This window comes from Xanthobacter sp. NM-25 (assembly GCF_022138605.1).
Lineage (GTDB): Bacteria > Pseudomonadota > Alphaproteobacteria > Rhizobiales > Xanthobacteraceae > Xanthobacter.
Genome location: NZ_JACBFS010000010.1, coordinates 25,068 through 43,228 on the forward strand (window position 1 = coordinate 25,068; position 18,161 = coordinate 43,228).

The window sequence follows — 18,161 nt, forward strand, 5'->3', positions numbered from 1 at the left end:
CGAGCCTGACCGATTCTGCGCATCACGAGGAACGGGATTCGTCCTCCGGGCAGCCGGTCTGCGCGCTGGTGCGGTGCGAGTGCCATGCCTGCCCGCATCTCGCCGTGACGGCGGCGTCAAGCTGGCCGGTCCGGTGGGATTCGAGGGGCATGTGGTTGCGCGGGGAGCGCATGATGAGAGGCGTCGCCCCGGAGGTGGATCCGCCTCCACCCCGAGCCTGAATGTTGAAACGACATGAACAGTTCAAGACGATATCCAACATTCGAGGTTCAATCATGAAGCGTTACGTCATCGCCCTGGGTTTCGCCCTTCTCCCGGTCGTGGCTTCGGCCGAGCCCTATTCCTCGACGCTGAGCGCAGAGGAGCAGGAGCGGCACGAATTCTTCGACGCCCAGAAGAACAACTATCCAAGCGGACGGGCCGAAAGCGGAGTGAGGCCGCCGCGGCTTCAGCCAACCGATGCCCAGAGCACCACGGGCAACTCGACGGGCAGGACGATCAGCACCGCCTCCGGCGCGCAGCAGTAATGCCGAAGGCATGAACCGAGAGGGGCGTCCTCCGCCCCTCTCACCCTTGGATGACCAACAGCTGCGAGATCAAAGCATGAGGATATTTTTGGTCTTGGCCACGCTCCTTGCGGTCACCGCAGGCGCTTCCGACGTGGCGCCGGCGTGGGCGGCAGCCAGTTCCGCCACTCAGCCGGCTCCTGCGGACCTACGGGCGCAGGCCACGGCGCACCTGAAGTTCCTCTACGCAATGTATTTTGCCATCCGGGCCTGCACGGAGGCAGCTGAGGAGCAGTCGGACCCCAGATTTAAGCCGACGCTCAGCTTCGCGGAAGCCCAGAAGGTCCTGCGCGCGGCGGACGCTTCCGCCCGTTCGGTCGGCATCGATATAGATCAGGCGTGGCTCGAGATGAGTTCCATCGGACAGGCGACTGGCGAGGCGCTGAAACATAAAACCGAAGAAAATTTCCAAAAGTGCCGACAGAGCGGAATGTTTTTCAGGACGATTACATCAAAGCTGCAAATGGCGATCAGCCAGCTCAAGGGATCGATTCCTTTGATCGAGAAGGATTTTTGATGTGTCTTCGATTATGGGTGGCTTCGCCGCCTCGCAATCCGCTTCGGAAGCTCTAACCGTCTACACGTCAAGAGCTGGAGATTTCGCGCCCGTCACGCCGGAAAGGCCTGCTCCGCTTTGGAGGGGCAGCGTGAGAGAGAGATCCCAGATGATGACACTGAGGCATCGTCTGGACATTCCGATCTCTTTGCAAAACTTGGCCGATCCGATCTGCGCCTGGATAGCGCCACGGCTCGGGGACTCGCGGGGACGCAACGACTTCATTTCTCCCACTCCCACTCCCTCTCCCTCTCCCTCTCCCTCTCCACGAAACACTCACGATGCAGTTCTTCTCCAGCAGAGGACCCCATCACGAAGACGCTGCGAATTGGTTCAATTCGGCGACGATCTGTCTTGCCTCTCTAGTAACTAGATGGGTCAGGCTCCGGCGCCCCCCCGAAAACCGGAAGACAAACTGCGGAGCGTAACAATGATTGAACCTTCAGCTCAGGGGCTGCTTTGCCCTGTCTGCCGCACCGATCTTGTCATGACCGAGCGGCAGAACGTCGAGATCGACTATTGCCCGAGATGCCGCGGAATCTGGCTTGATCGTGGAGAATTGGACAGGATTGTAGAAAGAAGCATTGCGACGGTGACGTCGAGCACGCCCACCAATGCGCCTCCGAGTTCGACGGCCGGGCAGCCCAGCGCGCCGATGCCGTGGGGGCAGACCCCAGGCGGCTATTCGCCAGCCCCAGGCGCTCACGGTTCGAAGCATCACGGTTCGAGTCACGATTCACACGGCAGTTCGCGCGAGCACGGCGGGCACAAGCGTGGTTTTCTTGGCCGCCTCTTCGATTAGCGTACGATGCGTGGGCAACGCGCCCTGTCGTGCACTTCCAAGCACTTGCCGGCGTATGTGGCGCCGGAGCTGCGGGCCGTCGTGCCAACCTTTAACGAGCAGGAGAGCGTGGAAACGCTCTCCTACGAACTCGACGCGGTGTTGGAGGACTTGGTTTGGGAAGTGAGCTTCGTCGATAACCGCCCCCTTGACGGACCAATACGAGCAGCCCTCGCGAGGTCGCGCGAGACGCGAGTGAACTGTATTTACAACATACGATATATATTCAGAACGGCAGAATGATCGTCGATCCGCCACATTCAATTATTTTCACAATCAATCTGAATAACGATATCGCTCACGAGCATTCGTCATAATGTAACGGCAGATCCACTATTTAATAACATTTTAATTTATATTTTTTAAAATCCATCTCACCAGAAAAATAAGAATTTATATAAAATTATGAAAATAAATATGATGCGACACTTACTTGTATTTGAGATGTGAAATATATACGGAAAAATATGAGGTCTCAAGAGCATGACTGAAAAGCTTCGATTGGACATTCCGATCCTGCTGCCGAAGGTGCGCGATGCTGCCGACGCCTGTGTGGCCCGGCTGATTTCCGAGCTGCAGGGACGCGAGGGCATTGCGTATGTGCATGTCGCTGCCGGAGAACCGGCCCAGCTTTGCGTTCACTACGACGCGGCGGTCATAGCTTTGTCCCGCATTCGGGAATTGGCCGAAGGTGCCGGAGCGCGCCTTACCGCACGGTTCGGCCACGCGAGCTGGCAGGTGGACGGGATTACCCACGAACGGCGCGCGCGCACCGTTGCCGAAAGCCTGCGCAGGCTGCCCGGCGTGCTGGAAGTGGAAGCGAGCGCTTCCGGCGTCGTGCGTATTGAATTCGACCGCGAGACGGCAACAGAGGATGAGATCAGAAAAGCCCTCGCTGAAATGGAAGTCACCGTAGTGGGAGACCCTGCCGCGGGGAGCCAGCATGCAAAGCTGGATTCCCGCCCTGACCACGAACACGGTGCAGGCAGTCATGAGCATGCCAACGCTAAGCATGGGGACGCAGAGGCTGAGCATGACCATGCTCATGGCGGCTTTCTCGGGCCCAATACAGAGTTGATCTTTTCCCTGGCCTGCGGCGCGCTGCTGGCGATCGGTGTTGCCATCGCAAACCTGATTACCGCTGCTCCGGGCTGGCTTCCCGACGCCTGTTTCATCGCAGCATACGTCTTCGGCGGCTTCTACACGGTGCGGGAGGCTGTGGACAACCTGCGCCTGCGCAAGTTCGAGATCGATTCCCTCATGCTCGTGGCAGCCGCAGGCGCGGCGTCGCTCGGGGCATTTGCTGAAGGTGCGCTGCTGCTCTTCCTGTTCAGTCTCGGCCATGCGCTGGAGCATTATGCCATGGGCCGCGCGAAGCAGGCCATCGCTGCGCTGGCGGAACTTGCGCCGCGAACCGCAATCGTCCGGCGCGATGGGGGAAGCATCGAACTGCCTGTCGAGGATCTCCTGATCGGCGATGTGGTGATCGTGCGACCCAACGCGCGGTTGCCAGCGGACGGCTTTGTCGTGACGGGCTCCTCCGCCATCAACCAGGCCCCGGTCACGGGTGAGAGCATTCCCGTGGACAAGCGCCCGGTAGAGGATGTGGCGGAAGCACGCGAGCGCCCGGATGCTGTTGGGGCCAGCTCGCGCGTCTTCGCTGGAACAATCAACGGCGCGGGAGCGATTGAGGTAGAGGTCACTCGCCTGTCGGAAGACACGGCGCTCGCCAAGGTCGTGAAAATGGTGAGTGAGGCGGAGACCCAAAAATCCCCGACACAACGCTTCACCGAGAAGTTTGAGCGGGTCTTCGTGCCAATAGTCCTGGGACTTGCCGTCCTGCTGCTGTTTGCGTGGGTGGTGGTGGACGAACCCTTCAGTGCCAGCTTCTACCGTGCGATGGCTGTCCTGGTTGCGGCGAGCCCCTGCGCACTCGCCATTGCCACCCCGAGTGCCGTGCTCTCGGGTGTTGCACGGGCCGCACGCGGCGGCGTGCTGGTGAAGGGAGGCGCGCCGTTGGAGAATCTCGGCTCCCTCCAAGCCATCGCTTTCGACAAGACCGGAACATTGACGGAAGGCAGACCGCAGATCACCGACGTGATCCCTGCCCCCGGTGTTTCCGTTGAGGACCTACTCATTGTGGCCGTGGCAGTAGAGGCTCTCAGCGACCATCCTCTCGCCGCTGCCATCGCCCGCGACGGGCGCAAGCGGCTCGAAGGGCGTGACATCGGTGAGGCGAGTGATCTCGAAAACCTGATCGGACGTGGGGTGACCGCGACGTTCGCTGGCCAGCGCGCATGGATCGGCAAAGCGGAGATGTTCGGGGGCGAAGGCGTGGCACCTCTGAGCCCCGTGATGGCTCAGGCGATTGAGAAGCTAAGGGAAGAAGGCCGCACCACGATGATCGTGCGGCTTGGAGACCGGGACCTGGGCGCTATCGGCCTGATGGATGCCCTGAGGCCTGAAGCAAAGTTCGCGCTGAAGCGTCTCCGCAAACTCGGCATGACGCGGATGATCATGATATCCGGCGACCACCAGAAGGTGGCGCAAGCCATCGGCCGGGATGTGGGCGTGGACGAAGCTTGGGGCGACCTGATGCCCGAAGGCAAGGTCAAGGCCGTCCAGGCGCTGCGAGATGAGGCGAAGGTCGCGATGGTCGGCGACGGAGTGAACGACGCACCGGCCATGGCCAATGCCACAGTCGGTATCGCAATGGGTGCCGCCGGCTCCGACGTAGCCTTGGAAACAGCAGATGTCGCGCTCATGGCCGATGATCTGAGGCACCTGCCTTTTGCGGTCGGGCTCAGCCGCCACACCCGCGCGATCATCCTGCAAAACGTGTTCATCAGCCTCGGCGTTGTGGCCTTGCTGGTTCCCGCAACTATTTTCGGCCTGGGCATCGGACCTGCCGTCGCAGCGCACGAAGGCTCCACGCTTGTGGTCGTATTCAATGCCTTGCGCCTGTTGAGATACAGCGATCCAGGGGACTGAATACGTATATAAAATATTGAAATACTATAATTAACGTGATAAAATTATACGCGAATCGCGTTGAAAACAGGAATATGTAAAATTATATTATATAGTAATTTTTTGTGGATGTCTGATCAATGAATAATAATCCGCCAAAAACCTCCGGGAGCATGAGACATTTACGTCATTTTATCACCGCTGCAGAGGCAGGAAGCCTTCGGCGCGCTGCGGAGGTGCTGGGTTTGCAGGAATCGACGGTCAGCCGATCGGTGCGAGACCTGGAGGATCAGCTCGGGGCCTCGTTATTTCTCCGGCACCCCAGTGGTGTGACTCTTACGTTGGCAGGACAATGCTTTCTTCACCGCGCACGTCAGGCACTTGTGCAACTTCAGAAAGGCTGGGAAGAGGTCGCGGCAATTGGACGTTCGGAAAACGGGATCTTAAGGATAGGCATTTTCTCAACCCTGGCTTCTGGTTTTATGGGAGATCTGTTTCGCGCGTATGATGTACATCATTCAAGCGTACATATCGAATTTGTTGACGCCGAGGCCAATGAACACGCTGCCTCCATTCGGAGCTTTGACATCGACGCGGCATTCGTCATCGGTCGATTCCAGTGGGCGGAATGCGACTCTCTTCATCTTTGGACCGAGACGGTCTTTATCGCCTTTCCGGAAGGCCATCCATTGACTCGCAATGAAGAGGTCACATGGCAGGATCTCGTTGATGAGAGATTTCTTGTGCGGATCGAAGGTTCAGGGGGCGAGGTGCGGGAATATCTCAGAAGGCGCTTAGCTGTTCTCGGTCGTCGCCCGCTCATCAATGCACAACGGATAGGCCGCTCCAGCTTGTTGGGACTTGTGGCGTCGGGGCGCGGGGTGGCGCCCGCCACCCAGTCTGAAACCGTGATCTCGGTCCCAGGTGTCGTCTACCGTCCTATCGCGGGCGAAACTCTACCCTTCTCGGTGCTCTTCTCGCGACGAAACGACAATCCCGCATTTCGGGCGCTGCTCAGTCTTGCTCGAAGCATGGCTCAGCACTCGGATCGAAGCTGACTGAAATGAAAAACACAATGCTTCACCGGGCTGCGCGACGTACTCTCATAAAGCCGCGGTCCGTCACAATGAAGCGCTCCAGCATGGGCACGATCAGCTTGAGCGGGTCTGCGATTGGGCTTCCTGTCTCTCCGCCCAGCACCCGTGCATAGGCGACAAGATCGCGATGCAGCTTCGCCGGCAGTTCGACGGTCACCTTCACCGGCTTCTCGTCGAGGATCTCGCTGAGCTTCAGCTTCGGCATGTCAGCCTCCATAGGGTTCGAGAACGAGGTCGCGCGTGACGATGACCCGCACCGGATATCCCGGCCGGACGGTGAGCGTCGGTGCGATGTTGAGCTGGCGCTGGACGATCTGGCGGCCAGTCTGGCTGATGCTGTCGGAAGCTCCCTCGCGTAGAGCGCTAGCGAGGTCGCTATCGCTGCCTGACGTGCCAGCACTCGCCCCGACGCTCAGGATGGTGGAGAGCGCTGCCGCCTTGAATAGCTCGCCCCAGTGATAGTCGACGCCATCTTCGAGCCCGGCATAGCCCTCAACGTCAGCTCCGGGCTGGCGCTCCAGCACGATGGAGCGGCCATTGGGGAAGATGAGGCGGTTCCAGACGAGCAGCACCCGGCGCTGTCCGAAACCTACGCCATTGTCGTACTGGCCAATGATGCGGGTGCCCTGGGGGATCAGGAGGATCCGGCCGGTCGGGCTGTCATGGACGTTCTCAGTGACCTGGGCGGTGATCTGACCCGGCAGATCGGAGCGGATGCCGGTGATCAGCGCTGCGGGAATGACCGCGCCGGCCTGCAGGCTATTGGGCGAGGCCGGAGCCGCGACGCGATCTGGCGACACGGTGCGCCGGTCGACTGCCTGGTTAAGGAAGGCGAGCTGCCGCTCCTGGGCCGTTGGTGTCGCCGCTTGCGGACCAAGGCCGAGGGATGCGAGGTCGGGGACAGACGCCGCAGTGGTCACCGAGGCCGCATCCACCTGTTGCGCCACGACGGTGCTCGCAGGCCGCGAGTTGGTCTGGGCGAACAGCCGTCCCGTCCGCGCCGCCTCGCTTTCCTGCTGCTGGCGCTGCTCATCGGGACTGAGGGCAGGATTGGGCATGCCTGCCATAGTCGGCATCGGCGGTTGCGCCGCAGTCTGCGCATTGAGGATGGGCCGGCCGAGGTCGCCGGGCAGCGGCGGCCCCAGCTTCGGGATGCTGGTGTAATCCTTCGGCAAGCCGGCGAGCCCGTCGGGCGTCGCCTTGACGTCGGTGGCGTAGAGCTCCTGGCCCGGCCCGTGGTCCTTGCGGGCCTGGAGGGCGTAGATCAGCGCGCCGCCGATCCCAAGGCCCGCGACGAGCCCCAACCCGGCCAACACCTTGCGGGAAAGGCGGGTCACCCGCGGCGGCTCCGGTCTCAGCCGCATGGCCGCAGCCGCCTCCCCCGCCAGCGGCCGAGCGCCGTCGTCGCCGGTTCGCCCCGGCCTTTTCTCCTTCCCGGGGTCGATGCCGTTCATAGGACAGGTCTCCCGTCGGTGCGGGAGATGCGCACACGCTTCTGGTCCTTGTCGGCGCCAAAGCGCAGCTCGGCTGCGGCGAAGAGGCGATCGACGATCATGTAGGTGCCGCGCACGCGATAGTTCACGAGCTCGGAGGTGTCGCCCTCGGGGCCCACCACGAAGAGCGGCGGCATCTCGCCCTGGCCGATGCCGCGCGGAAACTCGATGAACACCTGCTGGCCGTCGTCGAAGGCCCGCAGCGGCCGCCACGGCGCCCGGTCGCCCGAGACCTCGTAGCGGAAGTTCACCCGCGTGAGGTCGATGCCGGTGGCGGCGGGCTGTACCGCCTGGGCCTCGGCATTCTGACGCCGCAGGGCGATGAGCTGGTCCTGGGGATATTGCCAGGAGACCGAGGCCATGTAGGTCTTCTCGGTGGAGCGCAGCTCCATGTGATAGGTGCGCAGATTGGTGTTGATGACGAGGTTGGTGGTGAGGTCGGGCCGCGTCGGCTTCACCAGGATATGGACCTGCTTGGCAGCCCCTGCTCCGCTCTCAGTGTCGCCGATGATCCAGCGCACCGTATCGCCGGCGGCCACCGGCCCCGAGCCCACCAGTTGCTCACCGGGCTGTAGTGCGATGTCGGTGACCTGCCCAGGCGCGGCATAGACCTGATAGAGGGCACCCTCCACGAAGGGATAGACCTGCATGGAATTGATGAAGCCATTGCGTACCGGCTGAACGCGGGCGGCCGCATTGGCCTGCTTGACGCGGGCCTGCGGATCGGCCGGCTCCGGTTCCGCCTTCCCGTCCCTGCCCACCGGCTTCAATTGGCCCGGTAGAGGCAGAGGCTTCGGCAGCTCGACAATACGCACCGGCCCCGGCGGCTCGGCCTTGAAGACGGCAGGCGGTGCATCGTCATAGGCGATCTCGGGCGGCTTCTCGAAGGTGGCGCAGCCGGCGAGCGCAGACGTGCAAAGCAGCAGAAGCGGCAAGCCGGACTTACGGAAAGCCGGAAAAGAGAGGCCACGGCGCGCCGGCCTCGCGGATGTACGGATGGCAGGCGTCATTGGGCGAGCTCCTTCGACCAGTTGATGGCGTTGACGTAGATCCCGAGGGGATTGGCTCGTAGGCGCTCGGCATCCCGCGGCGCCTGCACCACGACGGTGAGGATGGCGCTCCAGCGGGCGGTGTCGGCGAGGCTGCCGTCCTGGTAACGGCGCTCAGTCCAGGCGATGCGGAAGGACTCCGGCGAGGCGCGGATCACGCTCGAGACCTCCACCACCACCTGCTGCTTGCCGACCCGGGCGAAGGGATCGTCGGCGCGGGCGTAATCGTTGAGGGCGATGGCGCCGGCCTGGGTCGTGTAGGCGTAAGCCCTCAGCCAGTTCTGCCGCACGATGACAGGATCGGCGGAGATACCGCGCACCTCCTCGATGAAGCGGGCGAGGTGGAAGGCGATCTGGGGATCGGACGGGCGGAAGTCCGCGGCGGCGGGCGCCACGGCTTGCGCCTGTCCGAGCTTGTCCACCTGCACGACCCACGGCACCACCGAGCCGCTCAGGGCCTGCCAGGCCAAGGCGCCAGAGAGGCCGGCCGAGAGGGCAAGGCAGCCGAAGGCCATGAGGCGCCAGTTCTTCGCCTGGACCCGGGCGGAACCGATGCGATTGTCCCAGACCTGAGCCGCGCGCTGATAGGGCGTCTCGGGCTCGGGTGCGCGGCCGTAATGAACCGCAGGTCGCTTGAACGGGGTCATGGACGATCGCTTTCAGAGAGGGAGATGGACGATCCGCCGCCATGGCTGTCGCCGGACCGCACCGCATGAGTGGCGGCCTGGACCCCATGGGACATCTGCTGGGAGCGCCGCATGTGCCGGGCCCAATCGGGGGCATCACTGGTGGAGGTGGCGGTCGGAGCAGGAGCGCTCGACGGCGCGGAACTCGGGCCGGCGGCGGCGGATGCCGTCTCGCCAGCTGCGTCAGCGGAGCGCCTCAGGGGAGATGTCGCTGCCGCACCGGCCGCCCTCGCCATGCCGCCAAGGCCACCTGCGACACCGGAAAGACCCGACTGGCCAGCAGCGCCGGCGCCGTACGCGGATGCCGCACTTCCAGCGAGACCCGCCCCCGCTTGTGCGGCGGCAGCGGTCGCGGAGAGTGCCGCGCCAGCCCCGCGAGCGGCGAGGCCCGCGGCACCGAGGCCTGCGAGCGCGACACCACCCGCGGCAAGCCCGGCCCCCACGGCAGCGCCGGCCCCGAGCTGGGGCGCGCCCGTGATCAGTCCCGTCGCGATTCCGGGACCGAAGATGCCGAGGCCCAAGAGCGCCAGCGCGGCCAGGACAGCGGACAGGGCCTGGCTGATGGTCGGCTGGGCATCGCCATAACTGGAGGCGAATTGGGAAAACAGCGTTGAGCCAATGCCGACGATGACGGCAAGCACCATCACTTTCACGCCCGAGGCGACGATATTGCCGAGCACCTTCTCGGCGAGGAAGGCGGTCTTGCCGAAGAAAGCGAAGGGGATGAGCACGAAGCCCACCAGCGTCGTCAGCTTGAACTCGATAAGGGTGACGAAGAGCTGCACCGCCAGGATGAAGAAGGCGATCAGGATCAGGAGCCAAGAGATCAGCAGCACGGCGATCTGCACGGCATTGACGAAGATCGCCACTGGCCCGGTGAGCTGGCTTGCCGCATCGAGCAGCGGCTGGCCGGCCGAGAGCCCCACTTCCGCAAGACGCCCCGGCCGCAGGAAGTCCGCCGTGCTGATGGTCGACCCGCCGGCCTTGAGGCCGAGCCCGGCGAAGCTCTCGAAGGCGATCTGGGCCAGGGAATTGAAGTTGCCGATGATCCAGGCGAAGAAGCCGATGGCGAGGGTCTTCTTGACCAGCCGGCGCATCACATCCTCGTCGGCACCCCAGGCCCAGAACAGGCCGGCGAGCGTGATGTCGAGGGCGATCAGAATGGAAGAGAGGCCCGTCACGTCTCCCTTGATCAGGCCGAAGCCGGAATCGATGTAGCTGGTGAAGGTGTTGAGGAAGGTGTCGATGACCCCTACGTCGTTCATCGGATCACTCCCTCAACGGACTCGCCGAAGAAGCGGCGGCGGTTCTGCTCCCAGAGCGCGGCGCAGCGCGGATCGATGGGGTCGGCCGTCTCGATCTGGGCGCAGCTCTTGAGATCTACCGACGAGACGGGCGCGATCCTCCCTCTTGCGACGACGTTGGGCTCCGGTCGTCGACCTGCGGCGGCAGCGAGCGCAGCCAGCACTGCGCCCACGAGGCCGGCGACGATGAGGGTTCGAAGCGCGGTGTCCCGGTCCATGGCCACGCCTCACTTGCCGTGGAACATGGTGACGGCGGCGGGCTGATAGCTCGACCCGGTGGAGAAGCGCCGGTAGCGCTCCTGCCCTTCCGACACCGCAGTTGCCCGCTCGGCTTCCGACAGAGCCTGCGCTCGGCCGTTGGCCGTGACCACGGCGGTGAGGTCGGAGAGCTGCTGGGCCTGGAGCGCCTGAAGCTGGTTGCCGGCCTGCATGGCCTGCAGCGCGCCGGTTGCCGCCTGGCTCTGGTCCACCAATGTGGAGGACTGCGTCCGGTTGGTGTCGAGATTGCCGACGACACCGGCCTGCACCCGCATCGCATCCTGAAGGCCGGCGAGCGTGGTCTCCCACCGCGTCTTCGCCTGGGAGACGAGTTGTGCATCCGAAGTGCTCAGGGAGACGGAGCCGTATTGACTCTGGAAGGCCTGATCGATGGCGCTGACGTCATAGGCGATCTTCTGGGCCTGCCCGAGCAGTTGCTGGGTACGCTGGGCGGACTGCTGGAGCGCGCTGAGGGAGGAGTATGGCAGACTCGCGAGGTTGCGGGCCTGGTTGATCAGCATCTGTGCTTCGTTCTGCAGGGAGGTGATCTGGTTGGTGACCTGCTGCAGCGCCCGAGCGGCCTGAAGGACGTTCTGGGCATAGTTGGAGGGGTCGTAGACGACGTACTGCGCGGCAGCCGGCGCCAGCGGGCATAAGAGGAGCGGCGCGGAGACGAGCGCCGCCCGCAAAGAGTGGCGGATCATGAGGGTGTCTCCAGATTGTCGAGGGTGGGGATGAGGTCGGCCGCCCAGCCGAGGCCGCGGTACCGCAGCCAGGCGGCGAGGAAGCCATCGCCCCCGTGCTCGGCCAACACCTGCGAGAGCGCAGCCTGGTCGGTCTTGGATGAAGTGGCGCATAAAGCGAGCGCCACCTGCGAGAGCCCGAGCTCAAAGAGGCGGTTGCCGCGCCGGGATTGGCAGTAATAGTCCCGCTTTGGCGTCGCCCGGGCGAGGATCTCGATCTGTCGGTCGTTAAGGCCGAAGCGGCGGTAGATAGCCGTGATCTGGGGTTCCACCGCCCGCTCGTTCGGGAGAAGTAGCCTGGTCTGGCTGCTCTCGATGATGGCGGGGGCGATGGCCGAGCCATCGATATCGGACAGAGACTGCGTGGCGAACACCACGCTGGCGTTCTTCTTGCGCAGGGTCTTGAGCCATTCCCGCAACTGCCCGGCGAAGCCGTGGTCATCGAGGGCGAGCCACCCCTCGTCGATGATGAGGAGGGTGGGAGACCCGTCGAGCCGGTCCTCGATGCGGTGGAAGAGATAGGAGAGCACCGCCGGGGCGGCGCTGGTGCCGATCAGCCCCTCGGTCTCGAAGGCCTGGACGGAGGCCTGCCCCAGATGTTCGGTCTCGGCATCAAGCAGCCGGCCATGGGCACCGCCGATGCAATAGGGGCGCAGCGCCTGCTTGAGGGCATTGGACTGGAGAAGGACGGCAAGGCCGGTGAGCGTCCGCTCTTCGATGGGAGCGGAGGCGAGCGAGGAGAGCGCCGACCAGATGTGCTCCTTCACCTCCGGGGCAGTGGAGACACCTTCGCGGGCGAGGATCGCCACGATCCAGTCGGCCGCCCAAGTTCGCTCGCGCAGCTCGTCCACGCGTGATAGCGGCTGGAGGGCGATGCTGTCCTCCGCGAGACCTCCACCGAGATCATGCCAGTCGCCGCCCATGGTGAGGGCCGCCGCCCGGATGCTGCCGCCGAAGTCGAAGGCGAACACCTGGGCTCCGGCATAGCGCCGGAACTGCAGCGCCATGAGTGACAGCAGCACCGACTTGCCGGCGCCGGTCGGCCCCGCCACCAACGTGTGGCCCACATCCCCCACATGGAGGGAGAAGCGGAAGGGGGTGGCGCCTTCCGTCTTGCCGTAGAACAGCGGCGGCGCGGCAAAATGCGTGTCCTGCTCGTCGCCCGCCCAGACTGCGGAGAGAGGGATCATGTGGGCGAGGTTGAGGGTGGAGACGGGCGGCTGGCGGACATTGGCGTAGACGTGTCCCGGCAGGCTGCCCAGCCAGGCCTCCACTGCATTGAGGGTCTCCACCATGGCCGTGAAGTCCCGGCCCTGGATCACCTTCTCCACCTGCCGGAGCTTCTCGTCCGCGATGCGGGGATCGGCGTCCCAGACCGTCACTGTGGCGGTGACATAGGCGATGCCGGCATGGTCGGCGCCGAGCTCCTGCAAGGCGAGATCTGCGTCCTCCGCCTTGTTGGCGGCATCCGAATCCACCAGTACCGACGCTTCGTTGGTCATCACCTCCTTAAGGATGGCGGCGATGGACTTGCGCTTGGCGAACCACTGCCGGCGGATCTTCGTGAGGAGCCTGGTGGCGTCGGTCTTGTCGAGGAGGATGGCGCGGGTTGACCAGCGATAGGGAAAGGCCAGCCGGTTGAGATCGTCGAGGATCCCGGGCGTGGTTGCCGTGGGAAAGCCGACGATAGTGAGCACGCGCAGGTGCTGGTCCCCGAGCATGGGCTCGAGCCCGCCGGTCAGTGGCTGATCGGCGAGGAGCGCGTCCAGATACATGGGCGTTTCGGGGACACGCACCCGCTGGTGCCGGGTCGAGACACATCCGTGCAGATAGGTCAGGGTCTCCGTGTCATCGAGCCAGCGACACTCAGGCATGAAGGCTTCGACCAGCCTCAGGACGCGGTCCGTGCGATCGACGAAGCCATCTAATGCTTCGCGGGGATCGACACCCTCGTCCCCACGCCCCTCATAGAGCCAGCTCTCCGCCCGCGCGGCATCCTCCGCCGGGGGGAGCCAAGCGAAGGTGAGAAAGTAGCTCGACTCGAAATGGATTCCGGCCTCGGCGAACCCGGCCTTCCGCTCGGCATCCACCAACGCGGAAGCAGGATCGGGAAACAGGCTCTCGGGATAGGCTCCCGCCTCGTGCCGCTGGGCTTCCACGAACAGTGCCCAGCCGGAGCCGAGGCGGCGGAAGGTGCTGTTGAGGCGACCCGCCACCGCCACCAGCTCAGCAGGCACCGCGGAATCGAGGTCCGGCCCGCGGAAGCGCGCGGTGCGCTGGAAGCTGCCGTCCTTGTTGAGGATGGTGCCAGGGCCGACCAGGGCCGCCCAAGGCAGATAGTCTGCGAGCCGGCTCCCGTGTCCGCGATACTCGGCAAGGTTCATCATGGTGCGTCCCCTCCTCAGACTGACAGGTGGGAGGGGATGCGCAGATGCCGGCGCACCACGTCGACGAAGAGCGGATCGCGCTTGCCAGCCCAGACGGCGGCGAGGTGGCCGATCGCCCAGAGGGCAAGGCCCACGAGCCAGAGCCGGAGCCCCAGTCCGACGGCGCCGGCGAGCGTGCCGTTGAAGATGGCCAGCGCCCGCGGCGCGCCGCCGAGCAGGATCGGCTCACTGAGCGCTCGGTGGACCGGAACGGAGAACCCCGGCACCTCGCCCGCATCGCTCGCCATCAGACCAGCGCCCCGCCGCTGAAGGAGAAGAAGGAAAGGAAGAAGCTGGAGGCGGCGAAGGCGATGGAGAGGCCGAACACGATCTGGATCAGCCGTCGGAACCCGCCCGAGGTGTCGCCGAAGGCGAGCGCCAAGCCGGTCGAGATGATGATGATCACCGCCACGATCTTGGCCACCGGCCCCTGGATGGACTCCAGGATCGACTGCAACGGTGTCTCCCACGGCATGGAAGAACCAGAGGCATGGGCAGCGGATACCGCGCAGGCGAAGGCGACGACCACCACGGCGGTTCGCAGCAGGCGGCGATGGCGAGAGACAAAGCTTGTCTTCACAGGGAGGTTCCTTCTTCGGTGGGAGAGATCGCGGGCGAGATCCGGTAGTCACCGTCAGGGCCAAGCCCTTCGACGTGGGCGAGTTCGGTGAGCCGGCGTGCGGCACCGCGGCCCGACAGCACGGCGATCAGGTTGATGGTCTCGGCGAGCAGTGCGCGGGGGACGCTGACGACGGCTTCCTGGATGAGCTGCTCGAGCCGTCGCAGGGCGCCCATAGCGCTGCCGGCGTGAATGGTGCCGATCCCACCGGGATGGCCCGTGCCCCACGCCTTCAGCAGGTCCAGGGCTTCCGCACCGCGCACCTCGCCGATGGGAATGCGGTCCGGACGCATGCGGAGCGACGAGCGGATCAGATCCGAGAGCGAGGCGACGCCGTCCTTGGTGCGCAGAGCTACGAGATTGGGCGCAGCGCACTGAAGCTCACGTGTGTCCTCGATCAGGATGACACGCTCGGAGGTCTTGGCCACCTCGGCGAGGAGGGCATTGGTAAGGGTGGTCTTGCCGGTGGAGGTGCCGCCCGCCACCAGGATGTTGGCGCGGGATGCCACGCCCTTGCGTAGGGCCTCGGCTTGCGCCGCAGACATAATGTCGGAGGCCACGTAGTCGTCGAGCGTGAACACGGCGACGGCGGGCTTGCGGATGGCGAAGGTTGGAGCCGCTACGACGGGCGGGAGCAGTCCCTCGAAGCGTTCTCCCGTCCTGGGCAGCTCGGCGGAGAGCCGCGGGGCACCGGCATGGACCTCAGCCCCGATATGGTGCGCGACGAGGCGGATGATGCGCTCGCCGTCAGAGGGTGATAGCCGCTCGCCCGTAGCGCCGAGGCCTTCGGACAGCCGGTCAACCCAGAGGCGACCGTCCGGATTGAGCATGACCTCGACGACAGTGGGATCATCGAGAAGACGGGAGATCACCGGGCCGAGTGCGGTGCGCAACATACGCACGCCGCGCGTCAGGCCTTCCGAACTGTAAGCTGAAGCCGCCATGTCATCCCCGCCGTGGCCGGGCGCGATGCAAGGGCTTCCCGGACGGGGATGATTAAAGAAGGGGGAATTGGGGGAGATTCAACAACAGGAATGAGCCATCGCAGTGTGGCGTGAAAAGACAGGCAAAAGGGCCAATAGCTCTGACATCACCGTGGTCAGGAAAATAGCGCTGTTGACCCATAGAGGCCCCTCGACGTCGCTTGCAGCGACGTCGGCTTTGCGCCCCCATCCCGGTCGTTCGTCACCCTTATGGCTGTGCCCGAAAGCGGTCTGTGCAACTAACGTTGCCCCGCGCCCAAAGGCTTTATCTCGACGGCATTGCGATACCGGGTATGAGCAATTGCCGCGATAGCCTTATGAAATTGCCGGGCGCTGGTTTTGCGCCCGGCCTCCGCTGCGAACCTGCAGCGCTCACCAAATCGATCTGACGTTCCTGACAGAGCAGCATGATGCTGGCCTCCATCTGGTCTCGGGTAGCAGCGGTGTCGTTTGCGATTTCCTCGATGAGGTGACCCACGGTTGGAACGCATCGCCGTTCAAGGGCTTCGACCCGGTGCGGCAACTGGTCAATAATCGCCGTATTGATGTCGGCTTGGGCCTGGGCGTCGAAACCGAAGTCGAAGGCGACGCCGTCCGCCCAGTGCGGGTCAAAGCCAAGCATGTTCAGACCTGCGGTGCCGCGGTGAAGCGACGTGTTTCCCACGGTCCAGTGGCTCTCAACCATCACATTTCTCGCGGTGACGATTTTCGATAGGTGGACGAGCCACAAGTGGCGACCGGCTTGCTGCGACCTCAAAAAGAACGGCGTGAAAAACGGCGCGCCGGTCAATTGCTGGATGTCCCTCGCGAGTAGGCGAGGAATGACGTACTGATAGCCCGCTTCTCCGCGGGCTTCGATATACTCTGCAAGCTGCTGACCCTGAATACCTATTTTCGCCATGGCGCTCGCGAACGCCGGCCCCTCATTGAGGTAGGACAGCAACCAGTCGACCGCGAAGGTCAGCAACACTTCGGCCTTCGGCAAATCTCTAAGAATGGTCCGGATGGTAGCGAACTGGACTTGATTCCACCCCTTCTGGTCCAAAACGAAGAGAGACCGACCAGCGCGTTGGCGAGAACGAATTCCATTTAGGACATCTACCCACAAAGCCTCGAACTCGCCGGGGAGAATTATAATACGGCCGGAGTTAATGTCGTCGCCATAGCCCTTGTCGGTGAGGGTCTGACGCAAATAATCTACTGCATCCTTATTGGCGTCGATGAAGTAGAACTTCGCATCAAGGATCAGGGGTTTTCGCCTGCTTTCGTTGAGAAGGCGTTCGGCCCGTTTAACCGCCTCCAGGAGCACCAGTGGCGAGCCGGGACGTTCTTCCCCGAAAAGCTGATACTTGCCGCCCCCGGAAAACCCGTCGACCAATGTAATGGCGATATTGTCGATCTGGGGCTGAGAAGCGACGGTCTCAAAGTACCGATCTAGATAGGCTGCAAGCAGGTCGAGCTTGGCATTGCTATGGCACTCGATCTTCGGCGCTGATTGACCAACTACCCATCGAAAGCCGTCTTTTGCCATGCGTTGCCCCCAGATTGCGCATAACTCCACGAAAACTACCGGTTAGCAAGTGGGACTAAATCTCGGTAGTTCATCCCACGTTTGATCGCGATAGGTCCTGCCGGTGGCCTTCTTGTTCCTGCCCCCCCACTGCTTGAAGAAGAAAGCTGTACCCGCCCGACGGCAGGCGTCGTGGATCTCATCGACCCAAGTCGGGTCCATTGGGCGCGCATCAGGCCCGGACTCTCCGCCGATAATCGCCCAGTGGATGTCGAGCAGCTCAGCACCGGAGACAGATCCAATCAGTGGCTCGAAGGATACGAACCTGACCGCAGCGGGTACCTGACGGAGGCTGTCGAGGCGATGCACAACGCGACTGTCTTCGACGCTGGTGCCGAGCCAAACATTGGGGAGTACGGCGAATTCGGCCACCGATAGGACTTCCGTCATCCGCTCAGGTCGCTTGGTCAATATTTGATAGGTGTGATGTGGCGTGGCTGCCATAGTGGCCCAAACTTGTGCGATGAAATCTGCTGGCACATCAGGGTGGAAGAGATCGGACATGGAGTTGACGAAGACCTTACGGGGCCGTTTCCACGTCATGGGTATTGTCAGCGCCTGCGGGTCCAAAACAATTTGGCCCGTCCACTTTGCTCGTCCGCCGCTTTTGCGCGTGGTCCCGATGTACTTGTCCACGCCCATTGCTTCGAGCCGCGCCGCCATACGCATGGCATAGCAGTTGGTGCAACCAGCCGTAGCGATGGTACATCCCGCTACCGGGTTCCAAGTCACATCGGTCCATTCGATTGAGGTTTCGGCCATTCGAGCTGTCTCCTCTCCTCATCATGGGTCACTTGGCGTAAACAAACCATGCCAATCAGGCTTCGATGAGTCATCGGGATTTCCGCCTTTGGAAGCGTCAGGCGTCGATGCCGAGCAGAAGGTCGTCCATCTCTATAGCCTTCCCGCGGGTCTTGGTGGCACTCGTGAACCTCTGACTTCGCGGGCAGTACTGATCCTTGATCCACACTGGCATTTGTCAGGGTATTAGGTGGGGCGG

The 18,161-nt window shown here is 63.3% G+C and carries 18 protein-coding genes; 5 read left to right on the forward strand and 13 right to left on the reverse strand.

The window, feature by feature from the left end:
- Positions 1–275 precede the first annotated feature (275 nt).
- The 5 genes from MEU52_RS20835 (at position 276) to MEU52_RS20855 (ending at position 5,991) form a co-directional block, all read left to right on the forward strand.
- On the forward strand, positions 276–527 hold the full coding sequence (locus MEU52_RS20835) for a hypothetical protein (RefSeq protein WP_238123837.1): 252 nt from the start codon (positions 276–278) through the stop codon (positions 525–527).
- A 94-nt stretch (positions 528–621) separates the two neighbouring features.
- Complete coding sequence (locus MEU52_RS20840) at positions 622–1,083, forward strand: hypothetical protein (protein WP_198139188.1); 462 nt, start codon at positions 622–624, stop codon at positions 1,081–1,083.
- A 526-nt stretch (positions 1,084–1,609) separates the two neighbouring features.
- Positions 1,610–1,924, forward strand: a complete 315-nt coding sequence (locus tag MEU52_RS20845; protein ID WP_393990513.1) for a TFIIB-type zinc ribbon-containing protein — start codon at positions 1,610–1,612, stop codon at positions 1,922–1,924.
- Between the two features lie 522 nt (positions 1,925–2,446).
- Positions 2,447–4,954, forward strand: a complete 2,508-nt coding sequence (locus MEU52_RS20850) for a heavy metal translocating P-type ATPase (RefSeq protein WP_238123836.1) — start codon at positions 2,447–2,449, stop codon at positions 4,952–4,954.
- Between the two features lie 119 nt (positions 4,955–5,073).
- Positions 5,074–5,991, forward strand: coding sequence for a LysR family transcriptional regulator (locus MEU52_RS20855; protein ID WP_012112630.1), 918 nt, complete (start codon positions 5,074–5,076; stop codon positions 5,989–5,991).
- Positions 5,992–6,013: 22 nt separating this feature from the next.
- Here the strand turns inward: MEU52_RS20855 and MEU52_RS20860 are convergent, their stop codons facing one another.
- The 13 genes from MEU52_RS20860 to MEU52_RS20920 all read right to left on the reverse strand — a co-directional run bounded on the left by MEU52_RS20860 (position 6,014) and on the right by MEU52_RS20920 (position 17,923).
- Positions 6,014–6,235: a DUF2274 domain-containing protein gene (locus tag MEU52_RS20860; RefSeq protein ID WP_012112629.1), complete on the reverse strand. Its 222-nt coding sequence runs from the start codon at positions 6,233–6,235 to the stop codon at positions 6,014–6,016.
- A 1-nt stretch (position 6,236) separates the two neighbouring features.
- Positions 6,237–7,484 carry a TrbI/VirB10 family protein gene (locus tag MEU52_RS20865; protein WP_238123835.1) on the reverse strand — a complete coding sequence of 416 codons (1,248 nt, stop codon included), beginning with the start codon at positions 7,482–7,484 and terminating at the stop codon, positions 6,237–6,239.
- Positions 7,481–8,533, reverse strand: coding sequence for a P-type conjugative transfer protein TrbG (trbG, locus tag MEU52_RS20870; protein WP_238123834.1), 1,053 nt, complete (start codon positions 8,531–8,533; stop codon positions 7,481–7,483). The genes MEU52_RS20865 and trbG overlap by 4 nt, the downstream gene beginning before the upstream one ends.
- Positions 8,530–9,219, reverse strand: coding sequence for a conjugal transfer protein TrbF (gene trbF / locus MEU52_RS20875; RefSeq protein ID WP_238123833.1), 690 nt, complete (start codon positions 9,217–9,219; stop codon positions 8,530–8,532). The genes trbG and trbF overlap by 4 nt, the downstream gene beginning before the upstream one ends.
- Complete coding sequence (gene trbL, locus MEU52_RS20880; RefSeq protein WP_238123832.1) at positions 9,216–10,523, reverse strand: P-type conjugative transfer protein TrbL; 1,308 nt, start codon at positions 10,521–10,523, stop codon at positions 9,216–9,218. Before trbL ends, trbF begins: the two co-directional genes overlap by 4 nt.
- Positions 10,520–10,780: a putative entry exclusion protein TrbK-alt gene (gene trbK-alt, locus MEU52_RS20885; RefSeq protein WP_238123831.1), complete on the reverse strand. Its 261-nt coding sequence runs from the start codon at positions 10,778–10,780 to the stop codon at positions 10,520–10,522. The genes trbL and trbK-alt overlap by 4 nt, the downstream gene beginning before the upstream one ends.
- 9 nt (positions 10,781–10,789) lie before the next feature.
- Entirely contained in the window at positions 10,790–11,524 is a 735-nt protein-coding gene (gene trbJ / locus MEU52_RS20890; RefSeq protein ID WP_238123830.1) for a P-type conjugative transfer protein TrbJ, read from the reverse strand.
- Positions 11,521–13,950, reverse strand: a complete 2,430-nt coding sequence (trbE, locus tag MEU52_RS20895) for a conjugal transfer protein TrbE (RefSeq protein WP_238123829.1) — start codon at positions 13,948–13,950, stop codon at positions 11,521–11,523. The genes trbJ and trbE overlap by 4 nt, the downstream gene beginning before the upstream one ends.
- 14 nt (positions 13,951–13,964) lie before the next feature.
- Positions 13,965–14,237 carry a VirB3 family type IV secretion system protein gene (locus tag MEU52_RS20900; RefSeq protein WP_238123828.1) on the reverse strand — a complete coding sequence of 91 codons (273 nt, stop codon included), beginning with the start codon at positions 14,235–14,237 and terminating at the stop codon, positions 13,965–13,967.
- Entirely contained in the window at positions 14,237–14,536 is a 300-nt protein-coding gene (locus MEU52_RS20905; RefSeq protein WP_238123856.1) for a TrbC/VirB2 family protein, read from the reverse strand. The genes MEU52_RS20900 and MEU52_RS20905 overlap by 1 nt, the downstream gene beginning before the upstream one ends.
- A 29-nt stretch (positions 14,537–14,565) precedes the next feature.
- A complete protein-coding gene (gene trbB, locus MEU52_RS20910; protein ID WP_238123827.1) occupies positions 14,566–15,552 on the reverse strand; it encodes a P-type conjugative transfer ATPase TrbB in 987 nt (328 codons plus the stop codon).
- A gap of 304 nt (positions 15,553–15,856) precedes the next feature.
- The gene (locus MEU52_RS20915) at positions 15,857–17,122 is read right to left on the reverse strand and encodes a three-Cys-motif partner protein TcmP (RefSeq protein ID WP_238123826.1); all 1,266 of its coding nucleotides are present in this window, start codon (positions 17,120–17,122) and stop codon (positions 15,857–15,859) included.
- Positions 17,123–17,164: 42 nt separating this feature from the next.
- The gene (locus MEU52_RS20920) at positions 17,165–17,923 is read right to left on the reverse strand and encodes a DUF5131 family protein (RefSeq protein WP_238123825.1); all 759 of its coding nucleotides are present in this window, start codon (positions 17,921–17,923) and stop codon (positions 17,165–17,167) included.
- Positions 17,924–18,161: the final 238 nt, after the last annotated feature.

Excerpts from the sequence above, each read along its gene's own strand:
- MEU52_RS20835 (WP_238123837.1), top strand. The coding sequence starts at position 276 with ATGAAGCGTTACGTCATCGCCCTGGGTTTCGCCCTTCTCCCGGTCGTG.
- MEU52_RS20845 (WP_393990513.1), top strand. The coding sequence starts at position 1,610 with ATGACCGAGCGGCAGAACGTCGAGATCGACTATTGCCCGAGATGCCGC.
- MEU52_RS20850 (WP_238123836.1), top strand. The coding sequence starts at position 2,447 with ATGACTGAAAAGCTTCGATTGGACATTCCGATCCTGCTGCCGAAGGTG.
- MEU52_RS20855 (WP_012112630.1), top strand. The coding sequence starts at position 5,074 with ATGAATAATAATCCGCCAAAAACCTCCGGGAGCATGAGACATTTACGT.
- MEU52_RS20860 (WP_012112629.1), bottom strand. The coding sequence starts at position 6,235 with ATGCCGAAGCTGAAGCTCAGCGAGATCCTCGACGAGAAGCCGGTGAAG.
- MEU52_RS20865 (WP_238123835.1), bottom strand. The coding sequence starts at position 7,484 with ATGAACGGCATCGACCCCGGGAAGGAGAAAAGGCCGGGGCGAACCGGC.
- trbG (WP_238123834.1), bottom strand. The coding sequence starts at position 8,533 with ATGACGCCTGCCATCCGTACATCCGCGAGGCCGGCGCGCCGTGGCCTC.
- trbF (WP_238123833.1), bottom strand. The coding sequence starts at position 9,219 with ATGACCCCGTTCAAGCGACCTGCGGTTCATTACGGCCGCGCACCCGAG.
- trbL (WP_238123832.1), bottom strand. The coding sequence starts at position 10,523 with ATGAACGACGTAGGGGTCATCGACACCTTCCTCAACACCTTCACCAGC.
- trbK-alt (WP_238123831.1), bottom strand. The coding sequence starts at position 10,780 with ATGGACCGGGACACCGCGCTTCGAACCCTCATCGTCGCCGGCCTCGTG.
- trbJ (WP_238123830.1), bottom strand. The coding sequence starts at position 11,524 with ATGATCCGCCACTCTTTGCGGGCGGCGCTCGTCTCCGCGCCGCTCCTC.
- trbE (WP_238123829.1), bottom strand. The coding sequence starts at position 13,950 with ATGATGAACCTTGCCGAGTATCGCGGACACGGGAGCCGGCTCGCAGAC.
- MEU52_RS20900 (WP_238123828.1), bottom strand. The coding sequence starts at position 14,237 with ATGGCGAGCGATGCGGGCGAGGTGCCGGGGTTCTCCGTTCCGGTCCAC.
- trbB (WP_238123827.1), bottom strand. The coding sequence starts at position 15,552 with ATGGCGGCTTCAGCTTACAGTTCGGAAGGCCTGACGCGCGGCGTGCGT.
- MEU52_RS20915 (WP_238123826.1), bottom strand. The coding sequence starts at position 17,122 with ATGGCAAAAGACGGCTTTCGATGGGTAGTTGGTCAATCAGCGCCGAAG.
- MEU52_RS20920 (WP_238123825.1), bottom strand. The coding sequence starts at position 17,923 with ATGGCCGAAACCTCAATCGAATGGACCGATGTGACTTGGAACCCGGTA.